This window comes from Bacillus sp. S10(2024) (assembly GCF_050473865.1).
Classification (GTDB): Bacteria; Bacillota; Bacilli; order Bacillales; family Bacillaceae_G; genus Bacillus_A.
In genome coordinates, this window is the sequence record NZ_JBFLUR010000002.1 from 3,785,253 (window position 1) to 3,804,480 (window position 19,228).

The 19,228-nt window shown below is 38.2% G+C and carries 17 protein-coding genes and 1 riboswitch; of the genes, 9 read left to right on the forward strand and 8 right to left on the reverse strand.

Annotated features, from left to right (window positions below; all coding sequences use genetic code 11):
- Positions 1–155: 155 nt before the first annotated feature.
- A complete protein-coding gene (locus tag AB1280_RS19255) occupies positions 156–1,037 on the reverse strand; it encodes a D-amino-acid transaminase (RefSeq protein ID WP_429756688.1) in 882 nt (293 codons plus the stop codon).
- A 258-nt stretch (positions 1,038–1,295) separates the two neighbouring features.
- Positions 1,296–3,218, reverse strand: coding sequence for an LTA synthase family protein (locus AB1280_RS19260; RefSeq protein ID WP_272189797.1), 1,923 nt, complete (start codon positions 3,216–3,218; stop codon positions 1,296–1,298).
- Positions 3,219–3,852: 634 nt separating this feature from the next.
- Between AB1280_RS19260 and AB1280_RS19265 the strand changes: the two genes are divergently transcribed.
- Both AB1280_RS19265 and AB1280_RS19270 read left to right on the forward strand, forming a co-directional pair.
- Complete coding sequence (locus AB1280_RS19265; RefSeq protein WP_429756689.1) at positions 3,853–4,218, forward strand: YkvA family protein; 366 nt, start codon at positions 3,853–3,855, stop codon at positions 4,216–4,218.
- 29 nt (positions 4,219–4,247) lie between these two features.
- Entirely contained in the window at positions 4,248–4,739 is a 492-nt protein-coding gene (locus tag AB1280_RS19270) for a metal-binding protein (protein ID WP_272189795.1), read from the forward strand.
- A 92-nt stretch (positions 4,740–4,831) separates the two neighbouring features.
- Here the strand turns inward: AB1280_RS19270 and AB1280_RS19275 are convergent, their stop codons facing one another.
- Complete coding sequence (locus AB1280_RS19275; RefSeq protein WP_429756690.1) at positions 4,832–5,005, reverse strand: hypothetical protein; 174 nt, start codon at positions 5,003–5,005, stop codon at positions 4,832–4,834.
- A 334-nt stretch (positions 5,006–5,339) separates the two neighbouring features.
- Here AB1280_RS19275 and AB1280_RS19280 point away from each other — a divergent pair, with 334 nt between their 5' ends.
- Positions 5,340–7,001, forward strand: a complete 1,662-nt coding sequence (locus AB1280_RS19280) for a lactate permease LctP family transporter (RefSeq protein ID WP_429756691.1) — start codon at positions 5,340–5,342, stop codon at positions 6,999–7,001.
- Between the two features lie 44 nt (positions 7,002–7,045).
- Here AB1280_RS19280 and AB1280_RS19285 read toward each other — a convergent pair whose 3' ends face one another.
- Positions 7,046–7,738: a DUF2642 domain-containing protein gene (locus AB1280_RS19285; RefSeq protein ID WP_429756692.1), complete on the reverse strand. Its 693-nt coding sequence runs from the start codon at positions 7,736–7,738 to the stop codon at positions 7,046–7,048.
- A 45-nt stretch (positions 7,739–7,783) separates the two neighbouring features.
- The gene (locus AB1280_RS19290) at positions 7,784–9,142 is read right to left on the reverse strand and encodes an arsenic transporter (RefSeq protein WP_429757369.1); all 1,359 of its coding nucleotides are present in this window, start codon (positions 9,140–9,142) and stop codon (positions 7,784–7,786) included.
- A gap of 199 nt (positions 9,143–9,341) precedes the next feature.
- Positions 9,342–9,457: riboswitch (TPP riboswitch) on the forward strand.
- A 125-nt stretch (positions 9,458–9,582) separates the two neighbouring features.
- Here AB1280_RS19290 and thiC point away from each other — a divergent pair.
- A complete protein-coding gene (gene thiC / locus AB1280_RS19295) occupies positions 9,583–11,343 on the forward strand; it encodes a phosphomethylpyrimidine synthase ThiC (protein WP_429756693.1) in 1,761 nt (586 codons plus the stop codon).
- 254 nt (positions 11,344–11,597) lie between these two features.
- Here thiC and AB1280_RS19300 read toward each other — a convergent pair whose 3' ends face one another.
- From AB1280_RS19300 to AB1280_RS19310, 3 genes are all read right to left on the reverse strand, one after another.
- Positions 11,598–12,956: an arsenic transporter gene (locus AB1280_RS19300; protein WP_429756694.1), complete on the reverse strand. Its 1,359-nt coding sequence runs from the start codon at positions 12,954–12,956 to the stop codon at positions 11,598–11,600.
- Positions 12,957–13,512: 556 nt separating this feature from the next.
- Positions 13,513–14,532, reverse strand: a complete 1,020-nt coding sequence (locus tag AB1280_RS19305) for a cytochrome d ubiquinol oxidase subunit II (RefSeq protein WP_272189785.1) — start codon at positions 14,530–14,532, stop codon at positions 13,513–13,515.
- A complete protein-coding gene (locus AB1280_RS19310) occupies positions 14,525–15,880 on the reverse strand; it encodes a cytochrome ubiquinol oxidase subunit I (RefSeq protein WP_272189784.1) in 1,356 nt (451 codons plus the stop codon). The genes AB1280_RS19305 and AB1280_RS19310 overlap by 8 nt, the downstream gene beginning before the upstream one ends.
- A gap of 297 nt (positions 15,881–16,177) precedes the next feature.
- On the opposite strand from AB1280_RS19310, the gene AB1280_RS19315 reads away from it, so the two are divergent.
- The 5 genes from AB1280_RS19315 to AB1280_RS19335 all read left to right on the forward strand — a co-directional run bounded on the left by AB1280_RS19315 (position 16,178) and on the right by AB1280_RS19335 (position 19,228).
- Positions 16,178–16,321, forward strand: coding sequence for a hypothetical protein (locus AB1280_RS19315; RefSeq protein WP_272189783.1), 144 nt, complete (start codon positions 16,178–16,180; stop codon positions 16,319–16,321).
- A 256-nt stretch (positions 16,322–16,577) separates the two neighbouring features.
- Positions 16,578–16,880 carry a PTS sugar transporter subunit IIB gene (locus AB1280_RS19320; RefSeq protein WP_272189782.1) on the forward strand — a complete coding sequence of 101 codons (303 nt, stop codon included), beginning with the start codon at positions 16,578–16,580 and terminating at the stop codon, positions 16,878–16,880.
- Between the two features lie 14 nt (positions 16,881–16,894).
- Positions 16,895–18,199: a PTS cellobiose transporter subunit IIC gene (gene celB / locus AB1280_RS19325; protein ID WP_429756695.1), complete on the forward strand. Its 1,305-nt coding sequence runs from the start codon at positions 16,895–16,897 to the stop codon at positions 18,197–18,199.
- Positions 18,200–18,205: 6 nt separating this feature from the next.
- Complete coding sequence (locus tag AB1280_RS19330) at positions 18,206–18,523, forward strand: PTS lactose/cellobiose transporter subunit IIA (RefSeq protein ID WP_429756696.1); 318 nt, start codon at positions 18,206–18,208, stop codon at positions 18,521–18,523.
- 258 nt (positions 18,524–18,781) lie between these two features.
- Positions 18,782–19,228 (forward strand): LytTR family DNA-binding domain-containing protein, encoded by a 447-nt coding sequence (locus AB1280_RS19335; RefSeq protein ID WP_429756697.1) that lies wholly within the window; start codon positions 18,782–18,784, stop codon positions 19,226–19,228.

The window sequence follows — 19,228 nt, forward strand, 5'->3', positions numbered from 1 at the left end:
ACCAACTAATAAAAATTCTAAAATGGTTGTCGACTGATGTCAATGCTTATAACGAAATCCATATATGACAAAAAGGTTAAAAAAATAAGAAAGGTGCCAACTTGCACCTTATTCTGTCAATTATATCTATATATTTACAATAAATAGATATACTGTCATTCATTTTTAAGGTAAAAGGCGTTGGAAGTAGAAAAGCTTTGCATAAATGTTTTTTGTAGTAATTTTGTGATAGGACCTACTTGTCCGTTTTGAATAGGGGTTCCATCTAGATGGGTAAGCGGCATTATTTCAAAGGTTGTGCCTGTAAAGAAGCATTCATCTGCTTTATATACATCATGAATGCTAAATAATTCTTCTCGCAGAGAAATATGTAATGTGTGGGCAAGTGATATAATATATTGCCGAACAATACCGTTTAAAATGAGATGATTTGCAGGATGGGTGTATAGTACATCATTTTTCACAAGAAAGAAGTTAGAATGACTACCTTCTGTGACAATGCCATTCCGAACGAGAAGAGCCTCTTTGCAGCCTTTTCGCTCTGCTTTTGTATTAGCAAGTATATTTGGTAACAAATTTAATGATTTAATATCGCAGCGAAGCCAGCGAATATCGGGTTCTGTTATCGCGCGGATCCCATATTCAATCCATAAAGCAGGTCGCTCTTTTTTTCGAATGTAGGCATAAATAGTTGGAGTTGTATCAAAAGAGAAGGCATGAACACGAGGCTTGATGCCTCGGGAAATTTGTAAATAAATGATGCCGTCTTCTTGAAATTGATTCTTTTCAAGTAGTTCGTATAAGGATGAGATAAGCTCAGCTTTTGAGAGATTGAGGGACAACTCAATTTCTTCCATAGAGCGGTATAATCTTGTGATATGCGGGTCTAATAAGTGTAAAGTACCTTTATAAATACGAATAACTTCATATATGCCATCACCGAACTGTAGACCGCGCTCTTCTAAATCAATATGAGGTTGTTCTTTTGTTGTATCCATCATTCTTCCATTCCATAATATAAATCGTTCATACGTCATGTTTTCCCCTTCCTTCTCCGAGTAGTGTTTGCACATACAAATTCGAAGGTTGAAAGAAAGAATCCTGCTTTATAATACAAAAAAACAACGTTCTAGAGTAGAACGTTGCATAAAGGAGGGCAGCTTGTTTATTAGGGACAAAGCTTACATGTTTTATTATAGATATGTTTCGTGAATTTTATGTAAAATTTTGGTAAAGGTTGTGTAATGATTACGCAGCCTTTTTTGTATAGATGTCACTATATAAAAAAGCGCTGATTACTCAGCGCTTTTTTCTTTAATTTTTGTTTTGATTGTACCTGTTTTTGTTTTGTTACCTTCATAGAAACGAAGTAAATCGCCTTCAATAATTTTATCTGACATATGCAATTCATTTTGAGCACGGTCAACCATTGCTTGTGCTTCAGCTTTTGGTACTTGTGCAACTTCACCTGTTAGGCGGTTATAGAATGTGTTATTTTTGTAAATATATTGATCAGTAACGAAGCTTCCATCACGTAATACGACAAATGGTTTGCGCTCTGGTGCGAACAAGTCATGCCCGAAGTGAATATCATTTGTTGTATCAACACCTAGTAAGTGAAGGATTGTTGGTTTTACATCAATTTCTCCAGCAGGTGCTGTAATTGTTTTACCTTCTTTTTGACCAGGAACGTGAATGAAGAACGGTGTACGTTGTAAGTTCATTTGGTCAAATGTTGTAATTTCTTCTTTTCCTAGGAACTGTGCCATTGCACGGTTATGGTTTTCAGAAATACCATAGTGGTCACCGTAAAATACAATAACAGAGTTATCGTAAAGACCTTCTGCTTTTAAACGTTCAATAAAGTGTTTTAACGCTTCGTCTAAATAACGAGCTGTGACTACGTAATTATCGAATACATCGTCACCAGAGTTATAAGGTTCAATTAATTTTGTTGCCTCATTATAATCAAATGGATAATGGTTTGTTAATGTAAGGAAACGTGTATAGAATGGTTTCTTAATATTTTTTAACATATCCACTGATTGATCAAAGTACTCAATATCTTTTAAACCCCAACCTAATTTTGTTTCAGGTGTTATTTTATAATCTAATTCGTTAAAGTAACGATCGTAACCAAGTGCTGGGTACACGATGTTACGGTTCCAGAACGTTGCATTGTTCGCATGGAATACAGCTGTGTAATACCCTTGATCATGCAAGATTTCTGGTGTTGCAACAAATTCATTGTTACCGTGTGTAAAGAATACAGCGCCGCGATCTAATGGATATAATGAGTTGTCTACAAGAAACTCCGCATCAGATGTTTTTCCTTGGCCTGTTTGATGATAGAAGTTGTCAAAGTAATAACTTTCTTTTGCAAATTGGTTTAAGAATGGCGTCACTTCTTGTCCGTTTACTTTCGCACCAATTAAGAATTGCTGCATGGACTCAAGAGATACAACAATTACGTTTTTCCCTTTTGCTGCGCCGAACATATTTGGATCTGGCTTTTCTTGTACTGTCTTTACATAGTTTTCTGCTTCTTGCAACTTACTTCCATCTGCAAATGCTTTTTGTGAACTTGATTTTGCTTGTAAGCCAAGATCGTATATTTGGTGTGTGTATAAACCTAAGTTTTTCACAAGCATGACGCGGTCAAATGAACGCGTTAATAATTCAGGACGCTCTGTTTCTGCAAGTCCTAAGTTTGCAAAGAAAATTGCAATTGTTGATACAAAATATAGTGAGCGCATTGGACGTGAAATACGCTCTGTTTTTGCATACTCTTTCTTTTTCTTTAACAAAATGAAGAAGAAGATAAGATCCGCAAATGCAACAACAATTTTGTAGTTAAAGAGCGATTTTACACTAGAGCCAAGACTACTGAAGTTTGACGTTTGTCCGAGTACAGGTAATGTTACGAAGTCATTATAGAAACCATAGAACATTACGTTACCAACAAGAACTATAGTAAGAACAAAGTCGATTCCAAGTGCAATATAATTACGTTTTTTACCTTTTGCAAATAATGCGAGACCCACTAGAAATAATGATGTTGCTAATGGGCTAATTAATAAAATAAACTCTTGCATAAACGATTCTAATTTTAGATCGAAACTAGTACGTGTGATTATATACGTTTTTAACCATAATGTAAGGGCAACAAATAACGTAAATCGCACGTTTTGAAATTGTAATTTCAAAGATTCCTTCATCCATTTACACCCTTTCTCTATCAGGCTTGGTCAATTTTTGAGAGAAAAATGCTCAAATAAAAAATACATAGTTTTCTTTGCCATGGATAGAGTTTTTTTCTTTCATACATCCATATATGACTTGAACTATGCATACCTTTTGTTTTCCTGTCTCTATGTTGTTCCGTAAGCACAACGTCATTTTTGTATTATACAACAAAATTTGGCTATTAGGAACACAGTAGAATCTTACATTTTTTGTATTTTGTCCATTATAGCTGACAGTGAAAACTTTAACATTGGTTTATATGCTCGTCAACTAAAAAATATAACAAAATTGGGAAAGAATATGTAGTAGAAGCGAGTATTTTATATTGAGAAAAATATAAAAACATAAATCGAACACTTGTTCTTTTTATGTTTATTTGTTACAATAAAAGCATATGATAAGTAACGTTCCAAGCTAGAATCTACACTATATTGTATGTGTGTGAAGTTTACTTATGTTGTAAATAAGCTGGGTATTATAGAAATAAATATGAAACTTCTATTAGTAAGAGAACATCACTTGCTTATGAAACGCTCTTACTAAATTTCTTTATTTCGTCACAAATTGACCGCAAATCGCGGAAGAATAGCGAGGGGAGATTTCATAATGAAGGGGAATTTTTCAGTTGAGGCGTTTTGGGATAAAGTAAAAAATACAGCAATTAAGGCGGGGCATTCAGTCATTTATGCTAGCTTGTTGCTGTTTTATGTATTACAAAAACGAGATGTTCCAAAACGAGTAAAGCTTGTAATTATTGGTTCTCTTGCGTACTTTATTGCACCGATTGATGCGATTCCTGATTTTGTAGCTGGACTTGGTTATACAGATGACTTAGGTGCATTAACGGCTGCACTCGTACAAGCTGCAATGTATGTCGATGAAGAAGTAAAAGAACAAGCGCGTACAAAATTGGGAGAATGGTTTAGTTCTGAAGTGGATACGTCACTTATCGATCAAAAGTTAGATTCATGAAGTGAAGCGTCTAACGGAAGGAATGGAATATGCCATCAGGAAAAACACACACGAAGATAAACTTAGTTTCTCTTCCTATCGTATTATTTATGCTAGTTTCTTACGGGTTAACAAATTTTGATTTTTTACTTACGTTTGCGATTGGGTTTATTGTTGGGACGTACTTTTTAACGCCGGATTTGGATATTCATAGTGCCGCTTATCGGAAATGGGGATTACTTCGCATCTTTTGGTATCCGTATCAAACTGTGATGCCGCATCGCTCACCGCTTACCCATACCATTATTATTGGTGATTTAATTCGGCTTCTCTACATGCTGCTTGTTTTCTCACCGTTTTTATATGTGTTAAATAAAACGGTGCTAGAGGGAAATTTGCTTGGAATTGCAAAGGAGCATGAAATAGAAATTATCACGTTTGTACTCGGTGTTATAGCTGCTAGTACATTACATATTATAGCGGATGGCGTGAATACAAGGCGAAAAAAGATAATGCGCCGCAAACGGAGAAAAAGAAGATAGTAAAAGCACTTGCATATTGCAAGTGCTTTTATTCTTATAAATAAGAAACTGATTGAAAATGGATTTTTTAGTCAGCTTCTTACGTAAATATATTATCTAGCTGTGACATCTTTCATTGCTTCAGAAACACGATCAACTGCTGCTTTTCCAACATCTTCGACAGTATCAATTGCATTTTGCATCGCATCGCTTGCTGCTTCAATGCCGCGTTTTGTTTTAGTACGTCCTTCATCAATTGCATCTTGATTTCGATTTTGCTCAGACATTTTTTAGTCCTCCTAAAGTTAGTTTTCAACTTTAGTATAAGAAAATATTATTTTGCTATTCATGAATGAACTTTAAATCACAATGTTATCTCGTTTTTTATTGCAGAACATATAATCATATCATATTTGTGAAAAAGTGAACAAAGAAATTGTGAATAAAATTCGAAAAATAGGATTGTAAATAAAGGAAAATATGATAAAGTATAAATATAACATTTGTGAAAACGTTTTCTTGGGGACGTTTTATTTTTTTTTAGGTCTAAAGGTCTGATGACCTGGTGGTCTATTTATATGGTTGTTAGCGAACAGGAGATACTAGAAAGGAAGAGGGACTATGAGCACATGGACACAAATTTATGATCCGCTAGGTAACATTTGGCTTTCGGCAGCAGTTGCAATGATTCCAATTATATTTTTCTTCTTGGCTTTAGCAGTTTTTCGTATGAAAGGCTATGTTGCGGGATTTATTACAGTTGTATTAACAGTTATAATTGCACTTTTCGTTTATAAAATGCCATTTACGATGGCGATGGCAGCAACTGGTTATGGTTTTGCTTATGGATTATGGCCGATTGCATGGATTATCGTTATGTCAGTGTTTTTATACAAAATTTCAGTAAAAACAGGACAGTTTGATATTATTCGTGCATCTGTTCTTTCTATAACAAGTGATCATCGTTTACTTGTTATTTTAATTGGGTTTTCATTCGGTGCGTTTTTAGAGGGGGCAGCTGGGTTTGGTGCACCGGTAGCAATTACAGCTGCGCTTCTTGCGGGACTTGGTTTAAATCCATTATACGCAGCGGGACTTTGTTTAATCGCCAATACAGCGCCGGTAGCGTTTGGGGCTATGGGTATTCCGATTTTAGTAGCTGGTCAAGTAACAGGTATTGATCCTCATAAAGTAGGACAAATGGCTGGGCATCAATTACCGCTTCTATCATTATTTGTTCCATTTTTCATCGTATTCTTAATGGATGGATTAAAAGGTGTGAAGCAAACGTGGCCTGCATTATTGGTAGCAGGCGGCTCGTTCGGGATTACGCAGTTTATTACAGCAACATATCTTGGACCTGAGCTTCCAGACATTACATCAGCATTAGTAAGCTTAGTGAGCTTAGCATTATTCTTAAAAGTATGGCAACCAAAAGAAATTTATCGTTCTGGAAAAGGACAAGAAGAAGCAGCGGCAACGGTAGATGCTGATTCTACAGTGAATTTAGTAGCAGGAAAAGTTTTGAAAGCGTGGTCACCGTTTATTATTTTAACGGTAATGGTTGTTATTTGGAGCCAGAAATTCTTTAAAGATTTATTTGTTCCAGGAGGCGCGCTTGAAAGTTTAGTATTTAAATTTAAAGTTCCGGGTCTGCATAATTTAGTCATGAAGGCAGAGCCAATCGTTAATAAACCAACGCCGTATGAAGCTGTATTGAAGCTTGATATTTTATCAGCAACAGGAACAGCAATTTTAATCGCATGTATCATTACAATGTTTGTTTTAAAAATGAGTCCAAAACAAGCAGTAGCTACATTTAAAGAAACGTTGCAAGAATTAAAAATGCCAATTCTATCAATTGGATTAGTACTTGGTTTTGCATTTATTGCAAATTACTCTGGACTTTCATCGACGTTAGCATTAGCATTAGCAGGAACTGGAAGCTTATTCCCGTTCTTCTCACCATTCCTTGGATGGATTGGGGTATTCTTAACAGGATCAGATACATCTGCAAATGCATTGTTCTCAAACCTACAAGCAATTACAGCGCAGCAAGTAGGTGTGAAGGAAGTATTACTTGTTGCTGCAAATACAACAGGTGGTGTAACGGGTAAAATGATTTCACCGCAATCGATTGCAATTGCATGTGCGGCAGTTGGACTTACTGGGAAAGAATCGGATTTATTCCGTTTCACAGTGAAGCATAGTTTATTCTTTGTAACAATTATTGGTATTATCACATATATTCAAGCTTATTATTTAACGTGGATGATTCCGTAAACAACAACAAGGGGGCCTCTCTTATCATGAGGTCCCCCTTTTTATTATTTCTGATAAGGGAAATGAACAGTTTTAATATGGTATAAATTGAAATGAAAATGTTGATTACGTGCTGTAATAAGTTCAATTTGATTGTCCGTTACTTCCGTTAATTTTCCAACTTTGTAAGCATGTATGCCTAAATCAAGTAATATAATATGTTGTTTTAGTTTTTTCAATTGTTCAGAAAACGTCCGGGCAAGTGTAAGTTTGGAGGCTGCTGGTGATAGTTTTTCTCTTTCTAATCCATAAGGCGTTTCAGCTTCTTGATAAGGAATAAGATATTTTACGTGATGAAATGGAATATATAATGTTTGATAGACAGGTGAGAGAAATACAAAATAGTCATTCATAATATGAGTGACATACCCATGTAAAAAATGTTCGTGTGATAGTGCGAGTTCAATATATTGTCCTTTTGCTACTTGTAGTGTTTTTCGAAGTGAAATTGTAGATTCGGTTGATAATATATCTTGTGGTAGTAAAGATTCTGGAATTGTGAGATTTTCAAAGAGTAAGGATTCTGTGGATGGAGTTAAATGTTGAATGTGTAAACTAGAGATATACATGTATTTTTCTCCATCATACAATACAATAATATCTGAGCCTTTATCAATCATAATTCCTTCAAATGGGAGAAGCGCCCCGGATATTGTTACTTGTATGGGTTTATTCATATATTTTTGTAAATGAAGCATAATAATCTCCTTTCTTGTAATTACATATGTTCCTTTTTCTCGCTTTTAAGCTGCGAAGACCAATTTCAACCAATAATATAAGCAAAATAGCGTGAAAATGACAGTTGGCGGAATGACGAGAAATGTCGCCTTCATATACGTTCCCCAGCTGATATTTACTTTTCCTTTTCTTATAATATACATCCACATTAAGGTTGCTAATGTACCAATTGGGAGTAGTAGTGAGCCCATGTCGCTACCGATGATGTTTGCAAGATAAATCGTTTTCAATGTAATCGGATCTAGTCCCATTTCGGTAAGGGCGATCGTACCAATCATTAAGGCAGGATGGTTATTAAAGATGTTAGAGAGGATAGAAAGTAAGCCGCCCATAATAAAGTCGGCATGAAATAAACTACTGGTAATAAGTGGATGAAGTTTTGCGACGAGAAATTCGGTTAAACCGATGTTATGAAGTCCATATACAATTACGTACATAGAAAATGCGAAAACTAACACATACCAGGGTGTTTTCTTAATCATGTCAATCGGTGAAATGCGTAGTTTGTACCATCTCCACCCAAGTAAAATAATAGAGCCAATGACCGCCGTGATGGCGATGGAAAATTGAAAGTACGATGCAATAAACAAGCTGATGCGAACGCATAAAACAAATAATAGAATTCCGAACATAAATTGTGTTCGCTTACGATTTGCATCTATTTGGGGCCTTGGTTGCAATGGATGAAAAGATTTTTTAACGAAATTTTCATCTAAATATATCGGTAAGACCGGGAGTGTTTTCGGTAATTGTTTATGAAAGATGAGGAATAATAGGGACGCCATAAAAAGAAGGCCTAACGTGGCAGGAACAAACATCATTGCTGTATGCATGTATAAATCCATATGGACAATTTTTAAAGCAATTAAATTTACAATATTGCTGACACCAATTGGTGCACTTGAGGCAGTGGCGATGAGTGCGCCGCTTAATAAGTAGGGTATTTTTTGATCATGTGTAAGTCGTAAATGATGTAATAAAAGCAGTAAAATAGGGGTTGTAATTAAGATGCTGCCATCATTATTAAAGAATAATGTCATGAGGAAGCAAAGAAGATTTGTATACCAAAAGAGGCGAATACCAGAGCTTTTAGCTTTTTGGGCAAGTTGAACAGCGCACCAATGAAAAAAGCCGAAACTTTCTAGAACGATCGCCATAACAATGGTCGCCATAATTGTTATGGCGGCGCCAATAATTTTTGAGCTAATATCACCCAAGTCGGCAAAAGAGACCGTGCCGCTTAAAATGACAATCATTGCCCCAACTGTTGCTGGAATTGCTTCGTTCATTCCTTTTGGTCGCCAAAAGATGATGAGCATAGTTCCGAGAAACGCGAGTATGGTTATTGTAGATTGTAGGTTTATCAACTCTTTCACTCCTGTTCTTATAGTGAAGTGTCCGTACAGAATATATTCCTACACAGGTTTATACTACATATGTATGAAGTGCGGATTCGGCTTGTACTAAGTGAAATAACTATTTTTGAGTGAAAAAGAAAAAATTAAATATCTTTGCATTTTTTAGACAATGATGTATGATAGGGTCGTAGTAAAAATTTAATCAGTGAAAAACTGGGGGTGCCCGATAGAGCTGGGCTGAGAGAGAAGCGTGTCGAAGCTTCTTAACCCTTTGGACCTGATCTGGTTCGTACCAGCGGAGGGAAGTTGTCGGCTTTACATAACAATGTCTTTATGTAGCCAGGTCCTATTCTTTATGATGGGCCTGGCTTTTTTATTTGGCATTGCTAGCCGCTAGTTCTCATCCTTGTCACAAGAAAAGTGAAGACACAGGGGAGGAAAAAGTGATGAAACAATCTGTTTCAGCTGAGCAAATTGAGTTGAAGTCAAGTTTACCGGGAAGCAAGAAGGTATATGTAGAAGGTACGCGTGAAGACATGAAAGTACCAATGCGTGAGATTGCACAAAGCGATACAAACGGTGTGCCAAACCCGGCTATTCGTGTGTATGATACGAGTGGTCCTTATACAGATCCGAATTACAAAGTGGAGTTAGAAAAGGGGATGCAGGCGCCGCGCCGCTGCTGGATTGTGGAACGAGGAGATGTAGAAGAGTATGAAGGTCGTGAAGTGAAGCCGGAAGATGATGGAGTGAAAGCAGCATCTACACATACGCCTGTATTCCCACAAATGGGACGGAAGCCACTCCGTGCAAAAGACGGGGCAAATGTTACGCAAATGCATTATGCGCGTAAAGGTATCATCACATCAGAGATGGAATATGTAGCCATTCGCGAAGGTGTGGAGCCTGAATTTGTGCGGAAGGAAATCGCTGAAGGTCGTGCTATTTTACCAGCAAATATTAATCACCCGGAAGCAGAACCGATGATTATTGGTCGTAACTTCCATGTGAAAGTAAATGCGAATATTGGGAACTCGGCTGTTTCATCATCTATTGCTGAAGAAGTTGAGAAGATGACTTGGGCAACGCGCTGGGGTGCTGATACAATTATGGACCTTTCTACTGGGAAAAATATTCATACGACACGTGAATGGATTATTCGTAACGCTCCTGTACCAGTTGGAACAGTGCCGATTTATCAAGCACTTGAAAAGGTAAACGGAATTGCGGAAGATTTAACGTGGGAAGTATACCGTGATACGCTAATTGAACAAGCGGAGCAGGGGGTAGATTACTTTACCATTCATGCTGGTGTGCTGCTTCGTTATATTCCGCTTACAGCAAAGCGTGTAACAGGAATTGTGTCACGCGGCGGCTCGATTATGGCGCAGTGGTGCCTATACCATCATCAAGAAAACTTCTTGTATACACACTTTGAAGAAATTTGTGAAATTATGAAGAAGTACGATGTTTCCTTCTCTCTTGGAGATGGATTACGCCCTGGTTCGATTGCGGATGCAAACGACGAATCTCAATTTTCTGAGCTTGAAACATTAGGAGAGCTTACAAAAATTGCTTGGAAGCATGACGTCCAAGTAATGATTGAAGGGCCAGGACATGTACCGATGCATTTAATTAAAGAGAATATGGATAAAGAGCTGGAGATTTGTCACGGTGCACCGTTTTATACGCTTGGACCATTAACGACAGACATTGCACCTGGTTATGATCATATTACTTCTGCAATCGGTGCAGCGATGATCGGCTGGTTTGGTACAGCAATGCTTTGTTATGTAACACCGAAAGAACATCTTGGCCTGCCAAACAAAGATGACGTTCGTGAAGGTGTGATTACGTATAAAATTGCTGCGCACGCTGCTGATCTTGCAAAAGGTCATAAAACAGCACATGAGCGTGATGATGCTCTTTCAAAAGCGCGCTTTGAATTTCGCTGGCGTGATCAATTTAATTTATCATTAGATCCTGAACGTGCAATGGAATATCACGATGAAACATTGCCGGCAGAAGGAGCAAAGACAGCGCATTTCTGCTCTATGTGCGGTCCGAAGTTTTGCAGTATGAGAATTTCGCATGATATTCGTGAGTATGCGAAAGAGAATGATTTAGAAACAACAGAAGCAATTGAGAAAGGTATGAAAGAAAAAGCAGAAGAGTTTAAAGAAGCGGGTAGTCAGTTATATAAATAAGTAGAAAACCTGAAATAAAAACCCTTTCTTTTTGAGGGGGGCGAGAGCGTTTGGCCGTGCATAGAATCTGCCACGTGCGATGTAAAACAAAGATAGAAGGAAGTGGAGAGCCTACTTTGTTTTGTATGCTAGGGCCTTAAATAGAAAGCGCCTTTCTAAACATCTCTTAATCTATGATTATGTGTACCTAACCTAATATAAATAATCATCCCCCTGCTGAGCGAGAGCAGGGGGATTTTGTTTCGTTTGATAAGTTAACGGGCGAAAATGAGCTGTACCCAGTAGAATAAGAGGAAGAGGGTTACGATTGTGGTGAGTGGGATAACAATTAAGGAGACGCTCAAGTAATCTTTCCATTTTACTTTAATTTTATTTTGCTTTAGGATATACATCCAAATAAGAGAAGCGAGTGTACCGATTGGTAATAACAATGATCCCATATCGCTACCAATGATGTTTGCAAGATAGATGGTTTTGAGGGTAACTGGATCTAATCCCATTTCTGTTAAGGTAATCGTTCCAATCATTAAGGCAGGATGGTTGTTAAAGATGTTTGATAGAATTGAAACGAGTCCCCCCATGGTAAAGCTAGCATATAATAAACTTTGATTGACAATCGGTTCGCATGCTTGGACAAGCCAAGCTGTTAATCCAGCATTATGAAGCCCGTAAATCATAACGTACATGGAAAAAGCGAAAATGAGAATGTGCCATGGTGTCTTTTTTAGTATATCGACTGGGTTTGTTCGTAAATAATACCATCTCCATATGAGGAGAATGAGAGAGCCAATCACGGCAACAATTTCAATCGGAATTGCAAAGAACGAGGCAACGAAAAGAAGACAACGCATAAGGAAGACAAACAGTAACACTTTTAACATAAATTTCGTGCGTTTACTTTTCGTATTAATCGAATTTTTTCCTTTTAATGGATGGAAGTGTTTTGTGAAGAAGACTTCTTCGATGTCGTAAGCGGATTTTGGTAGTTGTTTCGGTAGTTTCTTTTTCACAACTATATACATGAGCCATGACATAAAGAGAAGTCCTAATGTTGCAGGCACAAACATCATCGCTGTATGCATATAGAGCGTCATATGAACGATATTTAGTGCGATTAAATTTACAATATTACTAACGCCAATTGGAGCACTAGAAGCAGTTGCAATTAATGCGCCGCTTAATAAATATGGAATTTGTTGATGCGGTTTTAATTGAAGGTTTTTTAGAAGTAAAATTAAAATTGGTGTTGTAATTAAAATGCTACCATCGTTATTAAATAATAATGTCATAAGAAAACAGAGTAATTGGATATACCAATATAAGCGATGCCCAGAGCCTTTTGCTAAGCTTGCGAGCCTGGCTGCTGCCCAGTGAAAGAAACCAAAACTTTCTAATATAACAGCCATAACGATCGTGGCGAGGATGGTAATAGAGGCGCCGCCGATTTTACTAATGATATCGGTAATGTCACTGCGTGATACGAGGCCGGCAATAATGATAATTCCCGCTCCAATTGCAGCTGGCCATGCTTCATTTAATCCGCCTGGTCGCCAAAATATGATGGTCATGGTAAGAAGAAAAACAACAACCGTAATCCAAATTTCGATACCCATAGCTAGCCTACCCTTCTAATTTTTGAAATTTGAACAAGAGTATTTCGACTTGTCCAAGACTTTCTATTTAATCATATTCAAATTGTTAAAAGAAGGTATGAGCCATTACACTAACTATTGTAAATATGTATGTTTGATACTTTAGGGGAAAGATCTAGTATATAGGAATTTTGGAGTGAAAATAGGCACATATTCAGTATGTGCCTATTAGGTATTTATAACAGAAAAGCGAATGCGTGCATCTACCTAATTTTCTTTTGCTAGGTAAATGCGGAGTGAAATCTACTCTTTATTTTGTAGTAGATGATGTTTGACTAAGAATTTTTAATTATATAATGGACAGAACACCATTTTTTAGGTGGGCAGGAGCGAGTGGAGGTTCTGTTTTGGTTTGTGAGATGGTGTCTTTATTATTCTATGTTGAATTATGTCGTAACGTCTTTGCCCCGCTATTTGCGGGCAGTAAAGGCTGAAGAAGAGCAGGGAAGAAAACAGCCCGTAAAATCCCGATTGGTGAGGGCTAACCATCAGTGAGAAAGCGTCACTGATGGAAGTTTCACTTTAAAAATGATCGATCCTTCAAGAATAAGTTCCAGAAGAAGATGAATCCTGGTAGTAAAATTGCGATACCGATAGCATAGAGAACGAGCAGTGCATAAAATGTTTCTGTCGTTGTAAAGCTTGTGAAAACTGTCACGTCTGGATAAATAATATACGGAAGATGGGCAACGCCATAAGCGTAGCTTGCAAATCCATATTGGGCGACGACAGACAGAACTGCAATGCGCGGCCAACCTAGTATTCCTTGCCTTTTGTTCGTCCACCAAAGTGAGGAATAGCCAATGATAAAAAAGATGATTGAGATTGTAAACCATAGGAACTGTTTAATTAAACCTTCCATGAGCCAATGTGTTTCCGGTTCCATGACGACAAGTGCGATGATGGCAGTGACAAGCGTTGCAGGACCAAGTAAGATGGCATTTCGTCGATAGAGACGATATGTATCTTTAGAGCCTTGTTCGCTAGCGAAGTCAGCGAGGAAGAGTGCTGATAAAAAGAGTTCGGACGTTAAGCCAAAGAGCATGTACCAATATACAACCGGGCTTGATAATAATTTTCCATATAGTAACGTTTCTTTCCCGTTAGCAGTGGTAATGAAGGCTCCTTCTGTTACGGGGAGAACTGTAATTAGGAGAGCTGGAATCAATAGGCCAGTAATGCCTGAAATTGTGCGCAGTATACGCTCGTACTTTGGCACAGAGTAAGCGAACACCATAAAGGTACTGCGAATGGCAACGAGAATGAGAATTAAGGTAACAGGTACAAACATTGCTGTTGCAAGTGTAAAGGCGGCCTTTGGAAAGAAGCCGAGAAATGCTACAACGACAAAGACTAGAAATGTATTCGTAACTTCCCACGTTGGAGATAAGTAACGATTCGCCAGCTTTCCAGCAAGTGTTGGATGTTTTGCGTACACCATCCCCCAAAAGCCGGCTCCGAAATCAATGGAGCCTAAAATACTGTACACAAAAATGACGGCCCAGAGAATGATAATGGCGATACTTGCTTCATGCATGTGAATCCCCCCCGTTCGGTTGTAAGTCGTTCTTTAATGGATGTCGCCTAAAGAATGTTCGTAATACGAAGATAGTTAATGCACCAAGAGCGATGTAAAGGACGACAAATACGACGAATAATGGTCCGACAAAATCAGCACGCGTGGCAGCATCTGTCGTCCGTTGAAATCCATAAATTGTCCAAGGCTGCCGACCGCTGCAGCTGAAAATCCAACCAAATTCAATGCCAAGAAGCATAATCGGACCGCACGCCGCAGTGGCCCATAGCATCCATTTCGGCAATTGTCCTCCTTTTTTTCGGTAAATGAAGTACCAATATCCAAGAGAAATTGCAGCGACGGCAAATGTAAATGTAGCTGTTCCGACCATTAAATCAAAGAATAGATGAGTGTAAAAGGGCGGCCACGTTTCTTGCGGAAATTCATTTAATCCTTTTACAACTGTGCTTGGAGAAAAACCAACTAACATGCTCAGCAGATTTGGAAATTCAATGGCGTATTTTAATTTGTTTGTTTCTGGATCAAGTACGCCGCCAACAGCCAGCGGTGCATGTGATTGTGTCTGATATAATGCTTCTGCTGCTGCTAATTTCTCTGGTGAGTGCTCATGCAGAGCAATCGCAGATTCATGTCCAGAAAGCCACATGATTGCGCCTGCAATAAATGTGACGATTAAACCTAAATATAGTCCTTTTTTATGATAGGTAATCTCCTGTGCGCTTTTATTTCGTTTTAACAATTTGAAACCGGCAATCGAAGTGATGACAGCAGCTCCTGTTGCATAAGCTGTAATGACAACATGGATGGAGCTTGTGACAAAGCTTGGATTAAAAAAGGCTTTCCAAGGGTCGACATTATAGACTGAGCCGTCTGCTGCCATTGAAAATCCGGCTGGTGTATTCATCCATGTATTTGCCGATGTAATAAGTACAGCAGATGCAGTTGCACCGAACATCACAAAAAAGAGCGATATTAATCGCATGGATGGTGGCAACTTATCAGCAGCATACACATAAATGGACATGAACAACGCTTCTAGGAAGAAGGCGAAAATTTCAATTTGAAACGGGACGGAAATGACTTGTCCGACAATCTTCGCAAAGCCAGGCCAAAGCAAGGAAATCTGGACGCCTACAATTGTTCCTGTTGGAATGGCAACACCAAGGAGAATCGCAAATGCTTTCGTCCATCTTTTGGCCATCACAGAATAATCGGGATCCTTTTTCCAGTGATATAACACTTCACTTATAAAAATCATTAAAGAAAGGCCGATTCCTAGCGTTGCAAAAATAATATGGAAAGCTAACGATGATCCAAAGAAAGCGCGCGATAGTGTAACAGTATCCATATGTCCTACTCCTCTTCTTTTTTTTGCCATTATTTTCTTACCATTATGGAAAATTTATTCAACAAAGTGACAAAAAATATGTATGTACTTGAGGAGAGATTATGATATTATAATGTTGGAATCTTCAGAAAATAAACAAAAAGAAGAATTTGTATTTTATAATTGTGCTTTGAAGAAAAATGTTTTATAATGCTTTATGCGAACGTTAGTTCCGTTTTGGTTTTTATAAACGATAAGGCAGAAATGCTAATGTTCACTGGATTTAGTCGTATTCATGAAACGGAGGGGGAAGTTTTCATGTATCCAGAAGTCATTAAAAAAATGGCATTTTCGAAAGAGCATAAAGATTTATTGTTAAAGCTATATAATAAAGAAATTACAAGGCGTGAATATGATCGTCTCGTACAGGCATTATATCGGCCGGCAAAAGAAAGCATATAGTGAAGGAATAACTTCATTCTATAGCATTAAAGGAAAAGAGGTAATCTGAAAAAGGTTACCTCTTTTTGTATAGCGAAGAATACGTTCTGTTTTTCAATGCGATTTTCGGAATTGTAAGTCTTTCTTAAAGGAAGTGAATTTAGCATAGAAAATTTTTGTTTATATGCTCGTCATATGAGAATTCCCCTAGACATATATATAGGTTAGCTTAACCATATGGATAGCTGGAAAGGGCGAATGAGAAAGGGGGCATCATATGAATATTTTGCTTTGCTGCGCTGCGGGCATGTCTACGAGTTTGCTTGTTACAAAGATGGAGAGAGCAGCAGAGGCGCAAGGGATAGAAGCTAGAATTTGGGCTGTATCTGGGACGGAAGTTCGTAATCATATTGATGAAGCGGATGTATTATTATTAGGCCCGCAAGTACGCTATCTCTTACCGAAAATGCAAGAGCTCTGTAAAGAGAAAGGAATACCTGTTAATGTCATTCAACCAATGCACTACGGACTTTGTAATGGAGAAGCGGTGTTACAAGCGGCATTGTCAATGAAGGCATAAGGAGAGTGGAGAGAATGACGGGGTTTTTAGAAAGATATGTTATGCCTGTAGCGGGAAGAGTTGCAGAGCAGCGTCACTTACAAGCTGTTCGAGACGGAATTATTTTAACGATGCCTTTCTTAATTATCGGATCATTTTTCTTAATTATTAGTGCGTTGCCGATACCTGGATATAATGATTTTATGGCTAATTTATTTGGACCTGGCTGGCAAAAGGCATTAGGGTATCCGGTAAGTGCCACGTTTAATATTATGTCCTTAATAGCATCTTTTGGAATCGCTTACAGATTGGCGGAACAATATAAAGTAGATGCATTAGCATCAGGGGCGTTGTCGCTTGTGTCATTCTTATTAGCAACGCCATTTCAAGTTTCTCATATTGTAGAAGTGACGAAGGAAAGTATTTTAGTAGAAGGTGTGATTCCAGCTGTACTTACTGGCAGCCAAGGTTTATTTGTGGCGATGATTTTAGCACTTATATCTACAGAAATATACCGTGTTATTATACAGAAAAATATTGTAATTAAAATGCCAGAAACGGTACCGCCAGCCGTATCGCGTTCGTTTGTTGCACTGATTCCTGGTTTTGTTGTGATTATAGTTGTGTGGATTATACGGTTAATTTTGGAACATACTTCGTTTGGCAGCATTCATAATATTGTGGGCCAATTGCTACAAGCACCGCTTAGTGCGCTTGGTGCTAGCTTATTTGGAGCAGTGGTTGCGATTATTCTTATTCAAGTATTGTGGGCATGCGGGATTCACGGAGCGGCAATTGTTGGCGGCGTGATGGGGCCAATTTGGCTCTCATTAATGGATCAAAACCGTGTCGCCTTTCAAGCTGGGCAAGATGTACCAAATACAATTACGCAGCAATTTTTTGATTTATGGATTTATATGGGCGGTTCTGGAGCGACGCTCGCACTTGTCGTAGCGATGTTACTATTTGCACGAAGTCAGCAATTAAAAAGTTTAGGCCGGTTATCTATTGGACCAGGTATTTTTAATATTAATGAGATGGTGACATTTGGAATGCCAATTGTATTAAATCCCCTTCTTCTTATTCCATTTATTCTTGTTCCTCTTGTTCTAACGATTGTGACATATTTTGCGATGGAATGGGGCCTTGTAGCGCGGCCGAGCGGCGCAGCTGTACCGTGGACAACACCAATTCTATTTAGCGGCTATTTAGCAACGGGCGGTAAGGTTTCAGGTGTTGTGATGCAGCTAGTAAACTTCTTCTTAGCTTTTTTCATCTATTTCCCATTCTTAAAAATGTGGGATAAGCAAAAGCAGGAAGAAGAAAGGGGGGAGCAATAGAGGGAAATGGATACGATAGAGACAACGGCTTTTCATCTAATTTTACACGGGGGAAATGCGAGAAGCTCAGCGATGGAGGCAATTCAATTTGCGAAACAAGGAAAGCTTTCCGAAGCGGACGAAAAATTGCAAGAGGCGGACAGCGAGTTAAAGGAAGCGCATCGCTTACAAACAGCGTTGATTCAACGAGAGGCAGGCGGCGAAAAGGTCGAACTTACGTTGCTGTTCGTTCACGCACAGGATCACCTTATGAATGCTATAACAATGAGGGAATTAGCGAGTGAATTTGTTGATTTATATAGGAAGATGTTAGATGGAAAATAGGCCTTGCGGGTGCAAGGTCTTTTTTTTATCCTGCCATTCGCGGGCAGTAAAGGTTGGAGAAGAGCCGGGAAGAAAACTGCCCGTAAAAGCCCGATTGGAGAGGGCTAACCATCAGTGTCTGGGGGTGCTCCCCGCTGATGGAAGTTTCACCTTATGCACCGAAAACGCCAAGTTAAACAAATAATGGAACCACTTATGTACATATCCATTTATTTTTTCCACATTTATGTAAAAATGAAGTAGTAAAGGGGGGCTGATATGAAGGTTCATATTGATTTAGACCCAGCACATGAAGAACTAGAAATTGTGATAAGGACGAAAGAAATGACTGAAGATGTTCAACACATTTTGAAAATATTAGAAGGGGGGACGATAAAGCAAATTGTTGGGATAGAAGATCAACAGTTTTATTTATTGGAGTTTGAGGAAATATATTGGTTCTATTCGGAAGGCAGAAAGGTATTTGCCCAAACGACAAAAGGAAATCTTGAAGTAAAACACAGGTTGTATGAATTAGAGAGTGCCTTGCAGCGAGAAGGATTTGTTAGGTTCTCAAAATCAACAATTGCAAATATAAAGCATGTGAAAAGTTTTGAAATGTCGTTTAGTGGCAGCATGTGCGCCCATTTTTCAAATGGGATGAAAGAGTATGTTTCGCGAAAATATGTTGCGCTTATTAAAGAAGTTTTGAATATAGGAGGTTAG